This window comes from Marinobacterium sp. YM272 (assembly GCF_050908845.1).
Taxonomy (GTDB): domain Bacteria; phylum Pseudomonadota; class Gammaproteobacteria; order Pseudomonadales; family Balneatricaceae; genus Marinobacterium_D.
The window spans coordinates 4,403,580-4,424,658 of record NZ_CP194171.1 but is presented as its reverse complement, the minus strand read 5'-3'; the positions used below and the strand labels follow the sequence as shown (position 1 = coordinate 4,424,658).

The following is a 21,079-nucleotide window of genomic DNA, read 5'->3' as shown; positions in this document are numbered from 1 at the left end:
GACGCAGCGCGGGATAGTACGGGATCTCTATGGCTCACCCAAGGGGAATTCTTAATGGGCAGCGGGTAACCGATGATCCGGTCAAGGTGCATCCTGAGCCGGTCGTTGAACATCTGCAGGGCCTGGTGTGCATTCAGGCACTCTAGGGCCTGTGCTCTGCTTTTCTGTCATTCCGTGCGTTTCTCATGCCTGTCTCGCTATAGCGGAATAATTCTCATTTGACGATTGTGCATTTATTAACCAGATTTAATTGCACATTGCAGCTGCCCTGCTGTTTTTACCCCGAGAATCTGTCGTATTGCAGGTTTTACAAACCGACTCTGTAGTTGATTCCACTCCGGCTTCGCAGCGGCTATCAAATAAGAAGAATAGCTGGAGACAGTATATGGACAGGTTAAACAAGGGGTTACCAGGCCAGCGTGCGCTACTGTTGGCTGCGGGATTGGCGGTATCAATCTCGGTTAGCGCCCACGAAAGCAATACCGAAGGCCATGTGCCCGCCAATACCAACTATGGCTTTGAAGTTATCGGTCGGGATCTGCTCGCCGGTGTCAGTGATGGTTTATACACCGATGTCTGGTCACACAACGGCTATGCCTATGTGGGTACTTTTCAGGAACCCGGCTGCACCGATGCCGGTGTTTTTGTCGTCGATATTCATCAGGCCGTTGCGCAATATCCGGTCATGGAGGGTGCGCTGGTCGCTGAAATCCGCTCGGCACCGAATACCCGCATTAACGATGTAAAAGTTCACCGTGTCGGCGATATTGATGTGCTGATAACTACCCAGGAACCCTGTGGTTCTGCTATACCCGGTTGGTCGCAGGCCGATGGCAATGGCAAAGGACCGGCCTTTCAGCTCGGGCAGGGCGGCATCAGTCTGTATGACGTGACAGACCCAACCAAACCCAGGGCACTGAAAAAGAATTTTCTGGAGTTCGAAGGCGTTCATAACACCTTCGCCTGGGACTTCAACGGCAAGAGTTATCTGATTGGTACCGCCAATACCTTCGACTTCTTCGACACCTTCTTTGTCGATATCAGCAAACCGCAATCGCCAAAATTGATCACCATCACAGGTGCGCTGGACTGGGTGCCACAGGGTCTTAACCTGGATCAGCTGGAGACCGGCACATCGGGAGGCCTGTTCAATCACGATGTCTGGGTAGAGCTGATAGACGGTGTACCAACGGCCGTCGTGTCATATTGGGACGCTGGCTTTGTCACGCTTGATGTTACTGACCCGGCTAACCCCCTCTTCCTTGGTGATACAACCTACCCGGACCCCGAGCCCATAGTCGGGCAACCCTATGAGGGTAACGCACACGCTGCGGTCTTTGGCGGTGGGGGGGATTACATCTTTGGCGGCGATGAGGATTTCTCGGCCTCCTCCTTTGGTGTTTTGTTTGGTGGCGCCAGTTACGGCGCAGCGCCGGCGCTGTTTGGTCCGCCATCCACCGACCTGAGCGGCGAAGTCTACTGGACCGGTGGTGAAGGCTGTACGGCCGCTGAAGTCCTGCCTCCACCGGTAGGGGCAATCAATCCGATTGCGCTTATCCAGCGCGGCAGCTGTTTCTTCCAGGATAAAGCCCAGAGCGCTTATGCACAGGGCTACGCAGGCTACATCGTGGCAAACGATGAAGCTCGTGGTGATGCTCTGATTAATATGAGTCCAGGAGACGAGGGACCTTATCCGGATATTCCCGGTGTTTTTGTCGGTTACAGCACCGGCGAAATCATGAAAGGCGCCCAGGGCGACCTGGTCTCCGCCAGCGATATATTCGATGGCTGGGGGTACCTGCATATCATCAACAACACAGTGGACACTCTGACAGTACCTGAACGCGGCTTTATGAACCCAGAGGTTATGGATGTGCCCTATCTCGGTGAGCTGGGCTACTACGCCCCGGCAGAAGCCGTGGAAGCACCTGCATCGGATGCCGACTCGGTGGGTGACCTGACCATGCATAACATCGAGGCCGATCCGCTGACACAGCACCTGATACCGTCCTATAACCAAGGACCCAGAATGTTTATCTCCTGGTATTCACTGGGGATGCGCGCCGTCGAGTATCGCCCCGGACATTTCCACAACAACGCCAATGGCGAAGGCAGTTATTCACAGAACGTGCATGAAGTCGGTCGGTTTATTGCGGACGACGGCTCGAATTTCTGGGGCGTCCATGTGGATACATTGGGCGACACGCAAATTATCCTGGCCTCCGATCGCAACACAGGCCTGTGGATATTCACCTTCAGCTGTCTGACACGCGTAGAGGTCGAGGAGACCGGGGAAGACAGGGATGTATTTTATTGTGACCCTGAAACCGACGGCAGTGGGGGTTAAACACCTTAAGCCTTAAACCTTCAAAAACCAAAATGCCCGGGATCGATGCCCGGGCATTTTCTTTTCTGTGTAGAGCGGCGTCTGCCGCGTTTTTGCTGCGATGGGGCGCTTCCATAAAATCTCACCCGGAATATAAGTACAGCTGGTGACGGCGTAGGGTCATTTATCGAGGTGCTTGGGGGCAGAGTAGAAAAACGTATCCTGGGTGTGACGGTCGGGTTCTTGCGATGTATCGAAATATTTACTACATAGATAAGAAGAATTTCATGTTTGATACATCATAAGGAACAGGGCGGGGCAGGAAGCTTAGGTAGTCGCCTTATTCCCCCCCCAACAGCAGCAGGGACGGACCCGCTATGTACCTGATTAAAGATCTCGTTGATGGCCGCATCGTGCATTACTGGCTGGACGAAGAAGAAAATCCTGTCAGTGCCTTTTTTAGCACGATTCAACATGCCGAAGAGTGGTGGAAAGCCGAGATGTTTTCCCGCTATGAAGGTACCGAACGAAGGTCATCGATCATCGACCGCCGCAGTAACGAAGACAAGCGACAGCGCCTGGACAGGAGCAATAGGTTTGCATCTATTCATCCCAATGGACGCCGGGTAACCGACGAACCGGTCAAGGTGCATCGCGACCTGGTCGCTGAAAAAATACAGCAGCTTGCCGTGGAATAGCGTTAGCCTGGCAAGAGCCCGCTGAATAACAGCTCGTTTTACGTTGCAGACTGTGCGGCAGGAAGCCGCAGAACATGTGAAAAGGAGTTCCCATGCTTAGGTCAGTAAGCCTCTCGCTGGCGCTTGTTGCGCTCGTGCCCCAGCCCGCGTACGCCGCGGAAAAACGCCAACCCCACCTGTGCGATACGCCCTATGAGGGCAGGGTTTTCACTCTTTACCCCTGCTCTTTTTACGACACTCACCCCGCTAAACGCAGAGAGTTCGTGCCCGGCGTCGAAGAGAAACCGCAGCCCCATACACCTGCGCGCGACTATACCAGGACGGCGCCGAAACGCCTGTTGGGCATTTCGCAAACCGACTTTACGCGCTATTTCGACACGGCCAACGAGTTCAAAAAACAGGCGCGCCGCTGTTCAAACTATGCCTTCCATCACCGTGGGGACAGGGCTGAGTGCAAGAGAGTCAGCGGGATTGCCGATGATTTGACTATCCCTGTTGGCGAAGCGAAGGCTCTGTTGAAAACGCCGGAAGCTGCCGAAAGTGTAGAGCAGCTCAATCATGCCTATATGCTGGTCAATACCTACGATGATGGCCGAAAGCTGTGGCGAGAGGCGCTGGATCGGCTGCGGGAGCGTTAACCGGCATCAACACGTTGCGGCATTCGCGAGAAGGGCGGTTTGAACTACAGGATCGAAACTCGGCTGCTCAAGCATCGGTTCATGCACAGGCGCAGCGGATGTTGGCTACCTACGATGGGTACTATGATGGGCTGGTTTTCTGAGAGTATCCCATGACCGGGCTGGTTGGAGCTGTTGGAGAGAAGATGGTGCCGGTGGTCGGACTCGAACCGACACGCCCGTTAAGGCGGGGGATTTTGAATCCCCTGTGTATACCAATTTCACCACACCGGCACTGTTGCTGTAGCCGCAGGGTCGGGCCTCAGCGATGTGGAAGGCCGACATTATAAGCAGATGGTCGGCCGGGTCAATCCACTCAAGTCAGGGAGTGCTAAAAAGCTGACTAATCTGCTAAAATTTGCGCCCCTTTTGACTATCGATTCCTTCTCCCGATGCAGGTTAAAGACTTCTATTTCGAACTGCCCGAAGAGCTGATCGCGCGCTATCCGCTTGAGCAGCGCAGTGCCAGCCGGTTGCTCTGTGTGGATGGCAACAGCGGAGCACTCAAGCACCGGGTGTTCAGTGACATTCTCGAACTGCTGGAGCCCGGCGATCTGCTGATCTTCAACGACACCCGTGTGATTCCGGCGCGCCTGTTTGGTCAGAAAGAGAGCGGCGGCAAGGTTGAGCTGCTGATCGAACGCGTCATCGGCGAGCATGAAGCGCTGGCCCATGTACGTTCCAGCCGCTCTCCCAAGCCCGGCGCCCAGCTGCTGCTGGAGGGGGGGCTCAAGGCCGAGGTCACCGGCCGCAAGGAAAATCTGTTTGAGCTGCGTTTCGATATTGACGGGCACCTGGTAGCGGCATTGGAGGAGTTTGGCCATATGCCGCTGCCACCTTACATGAAACGTGACGATCAGCTGTCTGATCGTGAGCGTTACCAGACGGTGTACAACCGCAAGCCGGGCGCTGTTGCCGCACCTACGGCCGGTCTGCACTTTGATCAGCCGCTGCTGGATAAGCTGAAACAGAAGGGCGTGGAAACCGCCTTCGTTACCCTGCATGTTGGCGCCGGCACCTTCCTGCCGGTAAAGGTCGACAAGATCGAAGACCACCACATGCATGCCGAGTATATCGAAGTATCCCCGGAGGTTTGCGAGGCGGTGAAAGCGACCCGTGCCCGCGGCAACCGGGTGGTAGCCGTGGGCACCACCAGCGTGCGCTGCCTGGAGAGTGCCAGCCGCGGTGGCGAGATTGCGCCTTTCTACGGGGACACCGATATCTTTATCTACCCGGGCTATGAATTTGTCAGCGTCGATGCGCTGATTACCAACTTCCATCTGCCGGAGTCGACGCTGCTGATGCTGGTCAGTGCGTTCGCCGGCTACGAACATATGATGCACGCCTACGAACAGGCGGTGGCCGAGCGCTACCGTTTCTTCAGCTATGGCGATGCCATGTTCCTGACCCGCCGCGATACGCAGGAGAACCCATGAGCGACAATTCTAACCGCCAGTGTTTCATGAACTTCGAGCTGCTTGGCAGTGAAGGCAAGGCCCGTCGTGGTCGCCTGACCTTCCCGCGCGGCACGGTGGAAACACCGGCGTTCATGCCGGTGGGCACCTACGGCACCGTCAAGGGGATGCTGCCGCGTGACGTGGAAGAGATCGGCGCGCAGATCATTCTCGGTAACACCTTCCACCTGATGCTGCGTCCGGGCACCGAGATCATCAGTCAGCATGGCGACCTGCACGATTTCATGAACTGGAAAGGGCCGATCCTGACCGATTCCGGCGGCTTCCAGGTGTTCAGCCTGGGCAAAATGCGCAAGATCACCGAGGAGGGCGTCTCCTTTCAGTCGCCGGTGGATGGCAGCAAGGTGTTCCTGAGCCCGGAAGTGTCCATGGAGGTTCAGCGCAAGCTCGGCTCCGATATCGTGATGATCTTCGACGAGTGCACGCCCTATCCCGCCGACGAGATGGAAGCAGCCAAGTCGATGCGCATGTCGCTGCGCTGGGCCAAGCGTTCCAAGGAGGCGCATGGCGACAGCCCGTCGGCGCTGTTCGGCATTATCCAGGGTGGCATGTATGAGCACCTGCGTGATGAATCCCTCGAAGGTCTGACCGAGATCGGCTTCGATGGTTACGCTATCGGTGGCCTTTCCGTGGGCGAGCCGAAAGAGGAGATGATCAAGATTCTCGATCATCTGGCCTACAAAATGCCGGAAGACAAGCCGCGCTACCTGATGGGTGTCGGCAAGCCGGAGGATCTGGTAGAGGGCGTGCGCCGCGGCGTAGATATGTTCGACTGCGTGATGCCGACCCGCAACGCCCGCAACGGTTTTCTGTTCACTACCACCGGTATCGTAAAAATCCGCAATTCGGCGAATAAAACCAATACCGCACCTGTGGATGAAACCTGCGATTGTTATACCTGCAAGAACTTCAGTCGCGCCTACCTGCATCACCTGGACAAGTGCGGCGAGATACTGGGTTCACAGCTCAATACCATCCACAATCTGCACTATTATCAGGTGCTGATGGCTGGTTTGCGCGGTGCACTTGAACAGGGTACATTGAGCGACTTTGTAGCGGACTTCTATGCCAAGCGTGGCAAGGAAGTACCTCCGCTTGAGGGTTGAAATACCGACCCTGAACCCCACATAAAGAATTCAAATTCAGTTTTCAGGAGAATGCTTTAATGAGCTTCCTTATCGCTACCGCCCAGGCCGCAGAAGGCGCATCCGCAGGTCAGATGGATCCGGGTTTCTTCAACATCATCTTCCTGGTTGGTTTCGGTCTGATCTTCTACTTCTTCATGTGGCGTCCGCAGTCCAAGCGCGCGAAGGAGCACAAAAACCTGATCGGAGGTCTCGCCAAGGGTGATGAAGTGATCACCGCCGGCGGTATCATCGGCAAGGTTACCCGCCTGAATGAAGAATACGTTGTGCTGGAAGTGGCTGAAGGCACCGAAATGAAGTTCCAGAAAGCCCATGTGGCTGCGGAACTGCCGAAAGGAACGATTAAGGGTATTTAATCGAACCGCGCCGATAGCGCCAGTGCCTAGTTCTAGCCACTGGCGCTTTTGTTTCTGCTGAGGATGGAGCACGATGCTCAACCGCTATCCACTCTGGAAAAATCTCCTGATACTTCTTGTACTGGTTGTCGCCGGTATCTACGCAGCACCTAACCTCTACCCCGAAGATTTTGCCGTCCAGGTATCCGGTACCCGTGAAGCCTACACGGTGGATTCGGCGTTGATGTCCAATCTGGAGACGGAACTGGAGCAGGCCGGGGTTGAGTACAAGGCCGCTGAACTTAATGACGGCACCGGACTGATCCGCTTTGCCAACGGTGATACCCAGCTGCGCGCCAAGGATTTGATTGCCGATCAGCTCGGCGGCAACTACGTGGTTGCACTGAACCTGGCCCCGACCACGCCGGAATGGCTCACCGATATCGGTGCAGGTCCCATGAAGCTTGGTCTCGACCTGCGTGGTGGTGTGCACTTCCTGCTTGAGGTCGACATGGCCCAGGCCGTAGGTCAGCGACTCGATGTTTATGTCAGTGATATCAAGGGCCAGCTGCGCGACGAGCGTCTGCGTTACCGTCAGGTGGAGCACCTGGATGATGGGCGCCTGTCGGTGCGTTTCGCCGATGCGGAAACCCGGGATCAGGCAGAAGACCTGCTGCGTGGCAACTTCCCCGAGTTCTTGACCGACACGGAAGATAACGACGAGGGTAATTTCGTCTATATCAACCTGAGTGAGCAGACGATCCGCGAGATCGAAGACTATGCCGTCAAACAGAACCTGACCACACTGCGTAACCGTGTTAACGAGCTGGGTGTGGCTGAACCGCTGGTGCAGCGTCAGGGCCGTAATCGTATTGTGGTGCAGCTGCCGGGTATTCAGGATGCCGCCGCCGCCAAGCGGATCATCGGTAAAACGGCAAACCTGGAGTTCCGTCTTGAAGCCAAGCCGGACGAAAGCCGCGCCAACACCGAGGTTTATCCGTTCCGTAACACGCCGGGCCGTACCGCGGAGCTGGAGCGGGATATCATTATTACCGGTTCCAACGTGGCCAACGCCCAGGCATCGTTCGATGAGAACGGCATGCCGCAGGTGAACATCACCCTGGACGGCAAGGGCGGCCAGATGATGAGCCGCGTGACCCGCAACGCGATCCAGCGCCGCATGGCGGTACTGTTCGTCGAGCACAAGTCGCGCATGGTCGAGCAGAAAGTGGACGGCGAAACGGTCGAGAAGCGTGTGCCTTACACCGAGAAAGGCATTATCTCGCTGGCAACCATTCAGAGCACCCTGGGTAACTCCTTCCGTATTACCGGTCTGGACAGCTCCCAGGAGTCTTCCGAACTGGCGCTGCTGCTGCGCGCCGGTGCCCTGGCGGCGCCGATCTACTTCGTGGAAGAGCGTACCGTCGGCCCGAGCATGGGTGCCGAGAACATCGAGATGGGTGTGACCTCGGTGCAGATCGGTTTTGCCCTGGTGCTGGCATTCATGATGCTCTACTACCGTGTCTTCGGCCTGCTGGCCAACGTGGCGCTGACCCTGAACCTGGTGCTAATCGTGGCGGTGATGTCGATTCTGACGGCCACGCTGACGCTGCCCGGTATCGCCGGTATCGTACTGACGGTCGGTATGGCGGTGGATGCCAACGTGTTGATATTTGAGCGCATAAAAGAGGAGCTGAAAAACGGTCTGCCGGTGCAGTCGGCGATCAACGCCGGTTTCTCGCGGGCGCATACCACGATCCTCGATGCCAACATCACCACGCTGCTGGCGGCGGTAATCCTGTTCGCCATGGGTACGGGGCCGGTGAAGGGCTTCGCCGTGACCCTGTCGGTGGGTATCATCACTTCCATGTTTACTGCGATTCTCGTCACCCGTGCCCTGGTCAACCTGACCTATGGCGGCCGGACGCTGAAGAAGCTCGGACTTTGACAGGAGCAGTATGATGTCCAAGACGCAGAAAATTTATAACTTCATGGGGCCGCGCAAGATCATGGCGGCTTTCTCGATCATTCTGTTGCTGATCTCCGTCGGATCGCTGGCGGTCAATGGTCTCAAGTTCGGTCTCGATTTTACCGGCGGCAGCCTGGTGGAGATCGGTTACGAACAGCCGGCAGAGCTGGGTAAGATCCGCCAGTCGCTTGAGGACGCGGGCTACCCGGATGTGACGGTGCAGACCTTCGGTGCGGCCACCGACGTGCTGATCCGTCTGGGTGAAACCCACGATCCCAAGCTCGGCGATACCATTCTGGCCAAGCTGCAGGCGGATGAGGCGGACCAGTCGCTGGAGCTGCGCCGTAACGAGTTTGTCGGCTCCCAGGTGGGCGAAGAGCTGCGCGAGCAGGGCGGTCTCGGCATGCTGCTGGCACTGGCGATGATCATGCTCTACCTGGCGTTCCGCTTCCAGCTCAAGTTCTCTGTGGGTGCGGTGCTGGCGCTGGTGCACGACGTGACCATCGTGCTGGGTCTGTTCTCCATTCTGCAACTGGAGTTCGATCTGACCGTTCTGGCGGCGGTGCTGGCGGTTATCGGTTATTCGCTTAACGATACCATCGTGGTGTATGACCGTATCCGTGAAAACTTCCGCGTGATGCGCACCGGAACGCCGGTAGAGGTGATGAACAACTCCCTCAGCCAGACCCTGAGCCGTACGCTGATGACCTCGTTCACGACGATTCTGGTGTTGATGGCACTGGCGATTTTTGGTGGCAGCACCATCCACGGTTTCGCCATCGCGCTGCTGGCCGGTATCGGTGTGGGTACGTATTCCTCCATCTATGTGGCGGCAAACCTGTTGCTGTTGCTGAAAGTGGATCGCGAAGACCTGATTCCGCCACCGAAAGAAGAGACTGAAGTGGACGAAATGCCCTGATCCACGCAAAAAAAGCCGGCTTATGCCGGCTTTTTTGCTTTTTGCGTCGTCTATCTGTAGGCGTGGCGGCGTTGACCGACTATTCTAGTACGAAATATATACACCGCTGTTTCAGGTGATGCGCACGAGGCGCCACCGGGCGGACCAAATGGATAACGAATGAGTAACAACTGGAAAGATAAAGATCCCAATGCCCAGGAAGAGGCAAGCAAGTACGACAACCCTGTCCCGAGCCGCGACTTCCTGCTGGAATTTCTGCGCAAATGGGGCTCCCCCATCAAGCATCCCCATCTCTGCCGCGAACTTGGCCTGAGCGACGAAAACGATATCGAAGCGGTGCGTCGTCGCCTTATCGCCATGTGCCGCGACGGTCAGCTGATCTCCAACCGCAAGGGCGAGTTCGGTCTGATCGAGAAAATGAACCTGATTGCCGGCCGCGTTATCGGTCACCGCGACGGCTTTGGTTTCCTCAAGCCTGACGCCGGTGGTGATGACCTGTTCCTGAGTCCGCGCAATATGCGTGAGCTGTTCGATGGCGACCGTGCCCTGGTGCAGGAGATCGGCGTTGATTTCAAGGGCCGCCGCGAAGGCAAGGTCGTTGAAGTACTGGAGCGCAATACCCGCAAGCTGGTGGGTAAGTTCGACGGCGAAAACGGCTTCGGCAGCATCGTGCCGGAAAACCAGCGCATCACCAACCAGGTGATGGTGATTCCCGATCCCTCCACAGGCTTGAGCTACGAGAACGGTCAGCTCGTCGTGGTGGAACTGATGCAGCAGCCGACCCGTCGTCAGCCCGCCCGTGGCCGGGTGATCGAGGTGCTCGGCGACCATCTGGCGCCGGGGATGGAGATCCAGGTGGCGATCCACAGCCACGATATCCCCAACGAATGGCCTGAACAGGTGCACCAGGAGATCGGCGAACTGACGCCGGAGGTGCGCGAATCGGACAAGGCTAACCGGGTCGATCTGCGCGATCTGCCCTTTGTCACCATCGACGGTGAAGACGCCCGCGATTTTGACGATGCGGTCTACTGCGAGAAGAAACGCTTTGGTGGCTGGCGTCTGCGCGTCGCCATCGCCGATGTCTCCTACTACGTGCGCCCGAATTCGGCGCTGGACCAGGAAGCGATCAACCGCGGTAACTCGGTCTACTTCCCCGAATACGTGGTGCCGATGCTGCCGGAGCTGCTCTCCAACGGCCTCTGCTCGCTGAACCCCAAGGTAGACCGTCTGGCGATGGTCTGCGAGATGAACATCACCCGGGCCGGCAAACTGTCGGATTTCACCTTCTACGAAGGTCTGATCAACTCCAAGGCGCGCCTGACCTACACCAAGGTCGGTGCCATGCTGCAGGAGCCGGACAGCGAAGAGGGCACGCAGTGGCGTAAAGAGTACGCCGAGGTAGTGCCGGACCTGGAGGCGTTGTACGGTCTTTACAAGAAGCTGCGCCAGGCCCGAGAAGAGCGCGGGGCGATGGATTTCGAAACCACCGAAACCCGTATCGTCTTCAGCGAGGACCGCAAGATCGAAGAGCTGGTGCCGGTGCATCGTAACGATGCCCACAAGCTGATCGAAGAGTGCATGCTGATGGCCAACGTGGCCACGGCGCGCTTCCTCGACAAGCTGAAAAAGCCGGCGCTTTATCGTATCCACGAAGGTCCGAAAGAGCAGAAGCTGGAAAACCTGCGTGCCTTCCTTGGTGAGCTGGGCCTGAATCTGCCCGGTGGTGATAAGCCGGAGCCGAAGGATTACCTGCGTTTGTCGGAAACCATCGACAATCGCCCGGACCGTCATATTATCCAGACCATGATGCTGCGTTCCATGCAGCAGGCGGTATACAGTCCGGACAACCACGGCCACTTCGGTCTCGCCTACGATGCCTACACCCACTTCACGTCGCCGATCCGGCGTTACCCGGACCTGGTGGTTCATCGCCTGATCCGCTCGGCGATCCACAGCAATAAGCGGCTCAAACATGTGGAACGGCCCAAGGGCTTTGTCGCCAATCCGGCGTTCCAGGTCGGCTACGGCATGGAGCAGATGCTCTCCCTGGGTGAACACTGTTCGATGACCGAACGTCGAGCCGACGATGCTACCCGTGACGTGGTGGCCTGGTTGAAGTGCGAATTCATGCAGAGCCAGATCGGCGAAGAGTACGAAGGCGTTATATCGGCGGTTACCGGCTTTGGTGCCTTTATCGAGCTGACCGACCTCTATGTGGAAGGTCTGGTGCATATCACGGCGCTGCCAAACGACTACTACCACTTCGAGGCGGCCAAGCAGCGTCTGATCGGCGAGCGCACCCGCAAGGTGTTCAAGCTGGGCGACCCGATGAAGGTCAAGGTGGTACGGGTGGATCTGGACGAGCGCAAGATCGACTTCGAACTGGCTGACCAGCCGGGTTCTGCGCCGACCAAAAAGCCGAGCAAGCGCGAAATGCTGGCTGCCGGAAAGCTCAGTGCCGATGGCCGCGGTGAGCCCAAGCGCAGTGGTAGTGGCCGGGCGCGGGCCAAGGTGTCCGGCGGCAACGCCGACGGCAAGAGCGCCCGCAAAACCCCCAAGCGCAAGGCGAGCAGCAAGCCCAAGCACCCGCCGAGGGCACGTCGCGGTAAATCCTGAAGCTGATCTGCTGGTTCAGATCAGCACTCTGGCGCCGGCGTAGGTGATTACTGCCACTGACATCAGTGGCATTACCCTGTGCAGCGCCGGCCCCTGTTTCTGCGGGTAGTGGTGCAGCCAGAGTCGGTAAAGCGCCGCTATCACCAATCCTTCCAGCAATCCCGCAATGATATCCAGCGGCCAGTGCACGCCCAGCATCGGCCGTGACAAGCCGATCGACAATATCAGCAGGGCGGTGAGCATGTAACCGATGTGCCGTACACGGTGGCGCTGGGTGCTCAGCAGCCAGACCGCCAGCATGGCATAGATGGCGCAGGCGCCGCTGGCGTGGCCACTGGGAAAGCTGTAACTCTGCAGCAGGGCCTGTCCCGCTTCCGGACGCGCTACCCTGAAGCTCTCCTTGAGCAGATAATTTACCAGCACTGCTGTCAATCCCCCGGCCAACAGCACGAGGCTGCCGCGATCCCGATACACCAGCCAGCCGGTGACCGAGGCGAGGGTGACAAGCCCGATCAGCAGCGGCGGGTCGCCCATATGGGTGATAAATGCGACGCCCGGCGCGATCTTCTGCCCGAGCTGATAGAGCAGGGTGTAGAGGCCCTCGTTGATGCCGGTAAAACGGCTGGAAAGCTGCGCCCAGACGCTCAGGCCAAACAGCGATGAGCAGATCAGCAGCAGGCTCAGTATAGCCGTGAGCTGGGGATTCAGCCGGCGCTGGATCAGCCAGTGCCAGAGCCCGGCGCCGGGGTGCAGGCGGACATGAATCTGCTGAAAACCGATCACCAGGCTGATGATGGCGACCAGGATAAAGGCACCCTGCTCCTCGATCAGCGGCAGGTGTTTGAACCCCAGCCCTGTCAGGTAGCCCGGTAGCAGATAGGCCGGTGACCAGGCCAGGGCGGAGCAGGCGTTGATCAGGGTAAAGCGTGGCGCCGGCATTTTGCAGCTGCCGGCAATGAAAGGAATCAACGGCCGGAAGGGGCCGATAAAGCGGCCGATGACGATGCTGGTTCCGCCGCGCCGGTGGAAGAAACGCTCACCGCGATGGCGCCATTCCGGGTAGCGGTTCAGCGGCCAGTGCTGCTGAAGGTGGGGGCCAAAGTAGCGGCCCAGCAGAAAACTGAGCTGGTCACCGGCGATCGCGCCGATCACCCCGGCGATGAGCAGTGGCAGCAGGGTCGATTCCAGGCTGCCGGCCAGCGCGCTAAGGGCAAAGAGGATCGCCACGCCCGGCACCAGAATGCCGAGGAAAGCCACGCTTTCGGCGAAGGCCAACAGGCCTACCAGCAATGGCAGGAGCAGGGGATGATGGCGGGCGAGGTCGAGCAGCTGTTCGGTCACGGCGTCACTGAATCATCTCGGGATCTGTACAAACTATACTGGATTCCCGGCAGCACTGCGTAGGTGGGGCGAAAAACGGTATAATCTGCGCTCTCATTAAACGGCTCTCTTCACGAGTTCGGCGACGAACGGATCTTTACGCGATGCACGAAATCATTCTGCTCACCCTGTCCGGTGAGGATAAACCCGGTGTTACCTCCGAGATGACCGCCATTCTGGCCCGTTACAAGATCGGTATTCTCGATATCGGTCAGGCGGTTATCCACAATACGCTGTCGCTCGGTATCCTGATGCAGGTCCCGCATGAGGCGGAATCCTCGCCGGTGCTGCGCGATATCCTGTTCAAGGCCCATGAGCTTAATCTACAGGTGCGTTTCGAGCCGGTCAGTGACTCCGCTTACAGCGACTGGGTTGAAGGCCAGGGTAAAACCCGCCACATCATCACCCTGCTGGCACGGCGCATCAGTGCGAACCATATCGCCCGCGTCACCGATATCGCCGCCTGTCACGGACTCAACATCGACAACATCAGCCGCCTCTCCGGCCGGGTAGGGCTCGATGACGACGCCAGCGCGAAGACCAACGCCTGTGTCGAGTTCTCGGTACGCGGGATGCCCGCCGATGCCGCGGAGCTGCGTGAAGCGTTTCTGAAAGCGGCGTCCGAGCTGGATGTGGATATCGCCTTCCAGAAAGATGATATCTACCGCCGTAACCGTCGCCTCGTGGTGTTCGATATGGACTCCACGCTGATCGAGGCGGAGGTAATCGACGAGCTGGCGAAAGAGGCCGGTGTCGGCGATCAGGTGATTGAGATCACCGAGGCGGCGATGCGTGGTGAGATCGATTTCAACGAGAGCTTCCGCCGCCGTGTGGGCCTGCTGGAGGGACTGGACGCCAGCGTACTCGAGGATATCGCCCAGCGTCTGCCGATGACCGAGGGTGTTGAAGAGCTGGTCTCCAACCTGCGTGCCCTGGGCTTCAAGACCGCGATCCTTTCCGGTGGTTTTACCTACTTTGCGCGTCATCTGCAGCAGAAGCTGGGCTTCGACTATATTCACGCCAACGAGCTGGATATCCGCGACGGCAAGGTGACCGGCGAGGTGGTTGGCGAGATCGTCAACGGCGAGCGCAAGGCGCAGCTGCTGCGTGAAATCGCCGAGAAAGAGGGCGTGCGTCTGGAGCAGACTATCGCCGTCGGTGACGGTGCAAACGACCTGCCAATGCTGTCGATTGCGGGCCTGGGTATCGCCTTCCGTGCCAAGCCGCTGGTACGCCGCAGCGCCAAGAATGCGATCTCGACACTGGGCCTTGACGGTATCCTGTACCTGATCGGTTTCAGGGATCGTGACCGGGCCATCTAAGGGGCCTGTTTACAGGTCCCTGCTAGGACGACCCTGATCGATACGAAGATTCGCAGGCGGGCTGCCTGCGGAATCCCCTGGATGGACTACTGCTCGGCGAAGTAATCGTAGTCCATCGTCTCCTGTGGCGGCTGCAGGTAGTAGCCCTGGATCAGCTGTATACCGCAGCGGAACAGCTTGCTGATGATCTTGTTGTTTTCCACCATCGGCGCAATGATGGTGCGTCCCTTGTCGACCACCGGCTGCAGCTGCAACTGCATCTCCTTGATGGTCATATCGTCGCTGTCCAGGTCCTGAATGTAGGACGCGTCCAGCTTGATAAAGTCTGCATTGACCTGATCAAACACCCGGTGAGAGTTCGGTGAACTGCCAAAATGCTTCAGGCAGAGTTCGCTGCCGATTGCATGGACCTTTTCGGTAAATGCGCGGGATTTTTCCAGTTCGCTGGCGGCATCGGTTTCACTGATCTGGAAGATCACCTGCCGGGGGGGAATCTTGAGTTCATCTATCAGGCTGCCGACCCAGGTCAGCAATGACTTGCTGTGCAGGGAGCGGCCGGAGATGTTGATAAACAGCCGGTTTGTATGCCCCTTGTCGAGTTCGCTCTTGAGCATCTGCAGTGAGCGCTCTATCACCCAGCGGTCCATCTTGACCATCACGTCGCTCTGTTCGACCGCCGTCATAAACACATTGGGTGCCAGGGTGGCGTCATTCTCGTCTTGGAGGCGGATCAGTACCTCGTAGACGTGCTCCTCGGTTTCTTCGGTCAGGGACACCACGGGCTGGAACATCATCTTGAGGCGATGATCGGTAATAGCTGCCAGGATCCGCTTGATCGCTTCTTCGGTCTGGTCCGCGTTAACCGGGGATTTGCTGGCCAGGCTGCGATACATGGCGCAGCCGGTGCCTTCGTCCAGGGAGTCTGCAGCCAGGTGAGCGCGATGCAGCAGTTCGCTGGCCGGTGGGGCGCTATCGGTAATGCTGGCTATGCCAACGGCTGCATTGGTGGACAGGGTGCTCTGTTCGAACGGGATGTTCAGTTCTGAAACCTGGCGGAACAGCTTGCGGCCTATTTTCTGGGTGTCAGCAGAATCGGCGTGCTGGAACAGAACCGCAAAACTGTCGTCTTCCAGGCGGCAGGTCAGATGCGGGGCGCCAAAGGCTTTGTCCAGACGCTCGGCGATGGCGGTGAGCAGCAGGTCGCCGGCTTCGTTACCGTGCTGTTCGGCGATCTGGCGGTAGTCATTGAGCCGCAGGTAGATCAGGTGAGCGTCATGGCCGCCTGACAGTGCACGCTGGGCGGTCTCGTCGAGACGCTGCATCAGGTAGGTGCCGTTTTTCAGGCCGGTAACGGGATCTACGTCCCGGTTGCCCAGCGCGAGTGTCAGGTCGTACTCGCTCTCGATCGACAGGGCGAGGCAGAGCTGGCCTTCAAAACGGTTGGTCTGCAGTGTGGCGCTGATACTGATCGGGGAGTTGTCAGCCCCGAGTACCTGCAGATCAAGCGAGGTGTCTACGGGCTCGTGCTTGTCGTATAGCTTGCTGAGTGTGTCGGTGATCGCAACACGATCATCCGGCGGAAACAGCTGGTCGAGGCTCAGCTGCGTGACCTGATGGGCATCTTCGAAGCCGAGCAGCTCGACCAGACTGTCGTTGGCAAAGATCAGCTGGTTCTCGGCAATATAGCCGGTGGCACGGTGGGAGCTGACGACGCGTTCGTGGTAATGCCGTTCGGCGACCTCCAGCATCGCTTCGGTCTGACGCAGGCGGCGACGGACCGACAGTTCATTGATCAGATGCCGCATCACGTGCAGCAGAAGTTCACCGGGCGAGCTTGGCAGCAGCGCGTGGATGCCCTCTTTGTAGGCCTTCAATTGCGCGGCTGGCGAATGATCGTCGCTCAGCTGGATGATCGGTATATCCTTCTCGCTGAGGGAGAGCTGGTTGGCCACGGTAAAGGCGAGGTGTGGATCATCCTGATTACCGGTACAAAGCAGCAGGTCCCAGGAGCGCTCGCTTAAAGCCTGGGACAGCTCTTCCCTGGTGCCAACGTGGCGACCGCGCGGGGACATGCGACCGGTGCGGATCAGGGACAGCAGAGGATCGACCTTTTCGCTCGGGAAGCCGACAAACAGCAGATTGATCGACCGATGCTGCTTTTTACTGCTCGAGAGTTTATCAAGCATGCTGTAATTGGACTCTGATAGGGCTTTCATAAGCAGGAGGGGACTCTGTTACCTGTTCGTCGACGATGTTAGCTACATAGTAGCGTGACGAAACCAGACTGTCAGCGGGGATATTCACCGTTGATGGTCGATGTAAAGAAGCTGAAACAGAAGGAGTGTGGCAGGGGTAGCAGGATTCGAACCTGCGCATACTGGAATCAGAATCCAGTGCCTTACCGCTTGGCGATACCCCTACGATGTGATGCAGACTTTGAATGGTGGCAATAGCGGGACTCGAACCTGCGACCCTCGCATTATGAATGCGATGCTCTAACCAACTGAGCTATATTGCCACACTCAAAATATGGCAGGGGTAGCAGGATTCGAACCTGCGCATGACGGGATCAAAACCCGTTGCCTTACCGCTTGGCTATACCCCTAAATATCAAAGTCTAAATGGTGGCAATAGCGGGACTCGAACCTGCGACCCTCGCATTATGAATGCGATGCTCTAACCAACTGAGCTATATTGCCACGCTTTAGAGGCGCGAATTATTCTCTTTTTCTGGTTGCCTGTCAACACTCAAAGCCGACAAAAAACTGGTTGTTTTTATAGACTTGGCTCCTCTCACCGAATCCACCGGGAAAGTAGGGATACCAAGGTGGTATTGCCGCCCGGACACTGGCGGACTTCAATGCTCTCAATAATAAAAATAAGGAGATGTGCCGTGGTGCGTACCTGGCCTTTACTGGCTTTTTGTGTCGTGCGCCTGGTTCAGGCGGGCAGTGACACTCAGTTACCGGATGACTTTTACTCGGCCCAGCCATCCGTGCAGCTATTCAAAGCCTATGCCGAGTTCAAGATGGCGAACTACGAGACCGCGCGCTTGATGTGGCAGAGCATCGATGGCAGCGCGCGTGCCGAGGCGCTTTTTAATCTGGGGATCCTCTACGATGACGGCCTGGGCGTGACTGAGGATCTGGAGCAGGCGCTGAGCTATTACAGCGAGGCAGCTAAGGCAGGCAGCCGCTCGGCGGCCTATCGACTTGGACTTCTTTATTTGAGAGATCCACGCATGGCGACAAATACCGATGAAGCGCGTTACTGGTTATCCAGAGCGGCACTGGACGGTGATAAGGATGCGGCTGCGTTGCTGAAGGGGCTGACTGACGAAAGCTCTGAAAGCAGTGGCATGCAGAAGGTCGAGTCTTTGCTGCTGGAAGACGAATCGGCCGAGGCGGTCGCCTTGCTGACGCAGCTGGCAGAGCAGGGCGATACGGCGGCGATGAACCGCCTTGCCTGGATCTACGAGTCCGGAGTCCACGTGGAAAAAGACCTGTCCCGTGCGGCGCAGCTGTTTGAACGGGCCGCGGAACTTGGTGATGCCGGCTCCCAGTATGCGCTGGGCGTTATGTTGATGACCGGTGTGGGGCTGGAGCAGGATAGCGATCAGGCCAAGCACTGGCTGAAGCAGGCTGCCGCTCAGGGCCATGTGTCCGCCAAACGCGCACTCCGCGAAATGCAGTAGGAGGCGCGCGTAGAAAACGGGCATGAAAAAGCCAGCACTCTGGCTGGCTCTTCTGTATCGATCGCGAGGATCAGACGTTGAAGCGGAAGTGGACTACGTCGCCATCTTTGACGATGTATTCCTTGCCTTCCAGGCGCCATTTACCGGCGTCTTTCGCCCCCTGCTCACCCTTGTACTCGATGAAGTCATCGTAGCTGACCACTTCGGCGCGGATGAAGCCTTTCTCGAAGTCGGTGTGGATAACACCAGCCGCCTGCGGAGCGGTAGCGCCAACCTTTACGGTCCAGGCGCGCACTTCCTTCACACCGGCGGTGAAGTAGGTCTGCAGACCCAGCAGGGAGTATCCGGCGCGGATAACACGGTCCAGGCCCGGCTCTTCCATGCCCATCTCTTCGAGGAACATGCTCTTTTCTTCATCTTCAAGCTCGGCGATTTCCGCTTCCAGCTTGTTGCAGACCGGTACGACGCTGGCGTTTTCGTTGGCGGCCAGTTCACGCACCTGGTCCAGCCAGGGGTTGTTCTCGAAACCGTCTTCGGCCACGTTGGCGATGTACATGGTCGGCTTGGTGGTCAGCAGGTGGAAGCTTGGCAGCAGCTTCTGGTCCTCTTCGGACAGCTCCAGGGAGCGAACCGGCTGGCCCTCTTCCAGGTGCGGGATCAGCTTTTCAAGCACCGCCTTGGCTGCGATCGATTCCTTGTCGCCACCCTTGGCGCTGCGCTGAACGCGCTGCAGCTGCTTCTCGCAGGACTCCAGGTCCGCCAGTGCCAGCTCCAGGTTGATAGTTTCGATATCTTCCAGCGGGTGGATGCGGTTGGCCACGTGGATAACGTTGTCATCTTCGAAGCAGCGCACAACGTGGGCGATGGCATCGGTTTCGCGGATGTTGGCCAGGAACTTGTTGCCCAGACCTTCACCCTTGGAAGCGCCGGCCACCAGACCTGCGATATCAACGAACTCCATGGTGGTGGGTACCACGCGCTCCGGCTTTACGATGGCAGACAGCGCATCGAGACGTGGATCCGGCATGGGAACGATGCCTGAGTTGGGCTCGATGGTGCAGAACGGGAAGTTTTCCGCCGCGATGCCAGACTTGGTCAGGGCGTTGAACAGTGTGGACTTACCGACGTTTGGCAGGCCTACGATGCCGCATTTGAATCCCATGATGAAAATCCTGTTTGGGGCCTGGGGTCAGGCGCTCGCGTTAAACTATTCAGGCGTTTGCACTAAATCTACTTAGGCGTTCGCATTAAAACTATGCAGGTGGTTCATGGCGCGGGGCCAGTCACCCTTGATAGCCAGCGGCAATTGGCGCAGTGCCTCGTCGATTGCAGCCTGGGTCAGTTCGCGCTCTTTCTGCGGTGCCTTGCTGAGTACGAAATCGGACACCTGGCTGGCGTGTCCCGGATGGCCGATACCCAGGCGTAACCGGTAAAAGTCACGGTTGTTGCCCATCAGGCTGATAATGCTGCGCAGACCGTTGTGACCGCCGTGGCCACCGCCTTTTTTCAGGCGCGCGGTGCCTGGTGCGATATCGAGCTCGTCGTGAGCGACCAGAATGGCGCTGACCGGGATCTTGAAAAAATTGGCGAGGGCGGCGACAGACTGTCCGCTCAGGTTCATGAAGGTGGTCGGTATCAGCAGATGTACCGGCTGACCTTCAATCAGAATCTTGCCGTACAGCCCCTTGTACTTCGCTTCGGGCTGCAGGGTAGTGCGCTGGTGGGCAGCAAGCTGCTCCACCAGCTCAGCACCGGCATTATGACGGGTCTGCTCATACTTGGGCCCGGGGTTACCCAGGCCGACGATCAGAGAGATAGTGTCATTCATGCCGATACGAACAACCTACGATTACTTCTTAGCGCCACGCGGAGAGTAGCAGTAACCGATACCCTGGTCGTGGTCTTCACCGCGACGCAGAGCGACGATCTCAACACCTTCCGGCAGGGTGATGTCGGAAAGGTGAGCGATCTGGCCCAGTTCGATGTTGGACAGATCAACGTCCAGAGCTTCCGGCAGAGCAGTCGGCAGACACAGGATTTCGACGGTCTGAGCTTCAACGGCGAACTTGGCAGAAGCCTTGGCAGCTGCAGAACGACCGAAGTTGACGAAGTTCAGCGGAACCTGGATCTTGATCTTCTTGCTGTCATCAACGCGCTGGAAGTCAGCGTGCAGGATCAGCGGCTTGAACGGGTGACGCTGCAGGTCCTTGATGATGACAGTAGTTTCCTGGCCATCAACGTTCAGGGCGAGCTTGGAGGAGAAGAAGCCTTCCAGCAGCTCAGCCTTGTACAGCTCGTTAGCGTTGACAGACAGGGATACCGGCTCACCGCTTCCGTACAGGATGCCCGGGATCTGACCTTCGCGACGCAGGCGGCGGCTCGCACCTTTCCCCTGATCGTTACGGGTCTGGGAGTTGATTACAATGTTAGACATTTTGTTTACCTTTAAATAGATAAAAACTGCAGGCTTCCGCGACCAGAAGCGTGCAGTATTTATTAGCCCTTTCGGGTACGTATGTA

The 21,079-nt window shown here is 57.7% G+C and carries 16 protein-coding genes and 5 tRNA genes; 11 read left to right on the top strand and 10 right to left on the bottom strand.

Going from position 1 to position 21,079, the window contains the following annotated elements; translation table 11 throughout:
* The first annotated feature begins 385 nt into the window (after positions 1-385).
* The 3 genes from ACQUQP_RS19890 to ACQUQP_RS19880 all read left to right on the top strand — a co-directional run bounded on the left by ACQUQP_RS19890 (position 386) and on the right by ACQUQP_RS19880 (position 3,662).
* Entirely contained in the window at positions 386-2,347 is a 1,962-nt protein-coding gene (locus ACQUQP_RS19890) for a PA domain-containing protein (protein ID WP_432696761.1), read from the top strand.
* Between the two features lie 356 nt (positions 2,348-2,703).
* Entirely contained in the window at positions 2,704-3,024 is a 321-nt protein-coding gene (locus ACQUQP_RS19885) for a hypothetical protein (protein ID WP_432696760.1), read from the top strand.
* A gap of 92 nt (positions 3,025-3,116) precedes the next feature.
* Complete coding sequence (locus tag ACQUQP_RS19880; RefSeq protein ID WP_432696759.1) at positions 3,117-3,662, top strand: hypothetical protein; 546 nt, start codon at positions 3,117-3,119, stop codon at positions 3,660-3,662.
* Between the two features lie 186 nt (positions 3,663-3,848).
* Here the strand turns inward: ACQUQP_RS19880 and ACQUQP_RS19875 are convergent.
* Positions 3,849-3,935, bottom strand: a tRNA-Leu gene (locus ACQUQP_RS19875).
* Positions 3,936-4,093: 158 nt separating this feature from the next.
* Here ACQUQP_RS19875 and queA point away from each other — a divergent pair.
* The 6 genes from queA (at position 4,094) to rnr (ending at position 12,163) form a co-directional block, all read left to right on the top strand.
* The gene (gene queA, locus ACQUQP_RS19870; protein WP_432696758.1) at positions 4,094-5,137 is read left to right on the top strand and encodes a tRNA preQ1(34) S-adenosylmethionine ribosyltransferase-isomerase QueA; all 1,044 of its coding nucleotides are present in this window, start codon (positions 4,094-4,096) and stop codon (positions 5,135-5,137) included.
* Between the two features lie 26 nt (positions 5,138-5,163).
* A complete protein-coding gene (gene tgt, locus ACQUQP_RS19865; protein ID WP_432698729.1) occupies positions 5,164-6,282 on the top strand; it encodes a tRNA guanosine(34) transglycosylase Tgt in 1,119 nt (372 codons plus the stop codon).
* Between the two features lie 59 nt (positions 6,283-6,341).
* Entirely contained in the window at positions 6,342-6,677 is a 336-nt protein-coding gene (gene yajC, locus ACQUQP_RS19860; protein ID WP_432696757.1) for a preprotein translocase subunit YajC, read from the top strand.
* A 73-nt stretch (positions 6,678-6,750) separates the two neighbouring features.
* Complete coding sequence (gene secD / locus ACQUQP_RS19855; protein WP_432696756.1) at positions 6,751-8,604, top strand: protein translocase subunit SecD; 1,854 nt, start codon at positions 6,751-6,753, stop codon at positions 8,602-8,604.
* Positions 8,605-8,617: 13 nt separating this feature from the next.
* On the top strand, positions 8,618-9,544 hold the full coding sequence (secF, locus tag ACQUQP_RS19850) for a protein translocase subunit SecF (protein WP_432698728.1): 927 nt from the start codon (positions 8,618-8,620) through the stop codon (positions 9,542-9,544).
* 159 nt (positions 9,545-9,703) lie between these two features.
* Complete coding sequence (gene rnr, locus ACQUQP_RS19845) at positions 9,704-12,163, top strand: ribonuclease R (protein ID WP_432696755.1); 2,460 nt, start codon at positions 9,704-9,706, stop codon at positions 12,161-12,163.
* A gap of 15 nt (positions 12,164-12,178) precedes the next feature.
* On the opposite strand, the gene ACQUQP_RS19840 is transcribed toward rnr, so the two are convergent.
* Positions 12,179-13,504: a bifunctional DedA family/phosphatase PAP2 family protein gene (locus ACQUQP_RS19840; RefSeq protein ID WP_432696754.1), complete on the bottom strand. Its 1,326-nt coding sequence runs from the start codon at positions 13,502-13,504 to the stop codon at positions 12,179-12,181.
* A gap of 143 nt (positions 13,505-13,647) precedes the next feature.
* On the opposite strand from ACQUQP_RS19840, the gene serB reads away from it, so the two are divergent.
* Positions 13,648-14,865, top strand: coding sequence for a phosphoserine phosphatase SerB (serB, locus tag ACQUQP_RS19835; protein ID WP_432696753.1), 1,218 nt, complete (start codon positions 13,648-13,650; stop codon positions 14,863-14,865).
* 86 nt (positions 14,866-14,951) lie between these two features.
* Here the strand turns inward: serB and ACQUQP_RS19830 are convergent, their stop codons facing one another.
* The 5 genes from ACQUQP_RS19830 to ACQUQP_RS19810 all read right to left on the bottom strand — a co-directional run bounded on the left by ACQUQP_RS19830 (position 14,952) and on the right by ACQUQP_RS19810 (position 17,564).
* Positions 14,952-17,051: an EAL domain-containing protein gene (locus ACQUQP_RS19830; RefSeq protein ID WP_432696752.1), complete on the bottom strand. Its 2,100-nt coding sequence runs from the start codon at positions 17,049-17,051 to the stop codon at positions 14,952-14,954.
* A gap of 158 nt (positions 17,052-17,209) precedes the next feature.
* Positions 17,210-17,284 (bottom strand) — tRNA-Gln (locus ACQUQP_RS19825).
* A gap of 22 nt (positions 17,285-17,306) precedes the next feature.
* Positions 17,307-17,383 (bottom strand) — tRNA-Met (locus ACQUQP_RS19820).
* A 12-nt stretch (positions 17,384-17,395) separates the two neighbouring features.
* Positions 17,396-17,470 (bottom strand) — tRNA-Gln (locus ACQUQP_RS19815).
* 17 nt (positions 17,471-17,487) lie between these two features.
* Positions 17,488-17,564: transfer RNA gene (locus tag ACQUQP_RS19810), tRNA-Met, on the bottom strand.
* A gap of 197 nt (positions 17,565-17,761) precedes the next feature.
* Here ACQUQP_RS19810 and ACQUQP_RS19805 point away from each other — a divergent pair.
* Positions 17,762-18,559 carry a tetratricopeptide repeat protein gene (locus ACQUQP_RS19805; RefSeq protein ID WP_432696751.1) on the top strand — a complete coding sequence of 266 codons (798 nt, stop codon included), beginning with the start codon at positions 17,762-17,764 and terminating at the stop codon, positions 18,557-18,559.
* A gap of 70 nt (positions 18,560-18,629) precedes the next feature.
* Here ACQUQP_RS19805 and ychF read toward each other — a convergent pair whose 3' ends face one another.
* From ychF to ACQUQP_RS19790, 3 genes are all read right to left on the bottom strand, one after another.
* Complete coding sequence (gene ychF / locus ACQUQP_RS19800; RefSeq protein WP_432696750.1) at positions 18,630-19,721, bottom strand: redox-regulated ATPase YchF; 1,092 nt, start codon at positions 19,719-19,721, stop codon at positions 18,630-18,632.
* 72 nt (positions 19,722-19,793) lie between these two features.
* Complete coding sequence (gene pth / locus ACQUQP_RS19795) at positions 19,794-20,387, bottom strand: aminoacyl-tRNA hydrolase (protein ID WP_432696749.1); 594 nt, start codon at positions 20,385-20,387, stop codon at positions 19,794-19,796.
* 21 nt (positions 20,388-20,408) lie between these two features.
* Positions 20,409-20,993, bottom strand: coding sequence for a 50S ribosomal protein L25/general stress protein Ctc (locus ACQUQP_RS19790; RefSeq protein ID WP_432696748.1), 585 nt, complete (start codon positions 20,991-20,993; stop codon positions 20,409-20,411).
* Positions 20,994-21,079 lie beyond the last annotated feature (86 nt).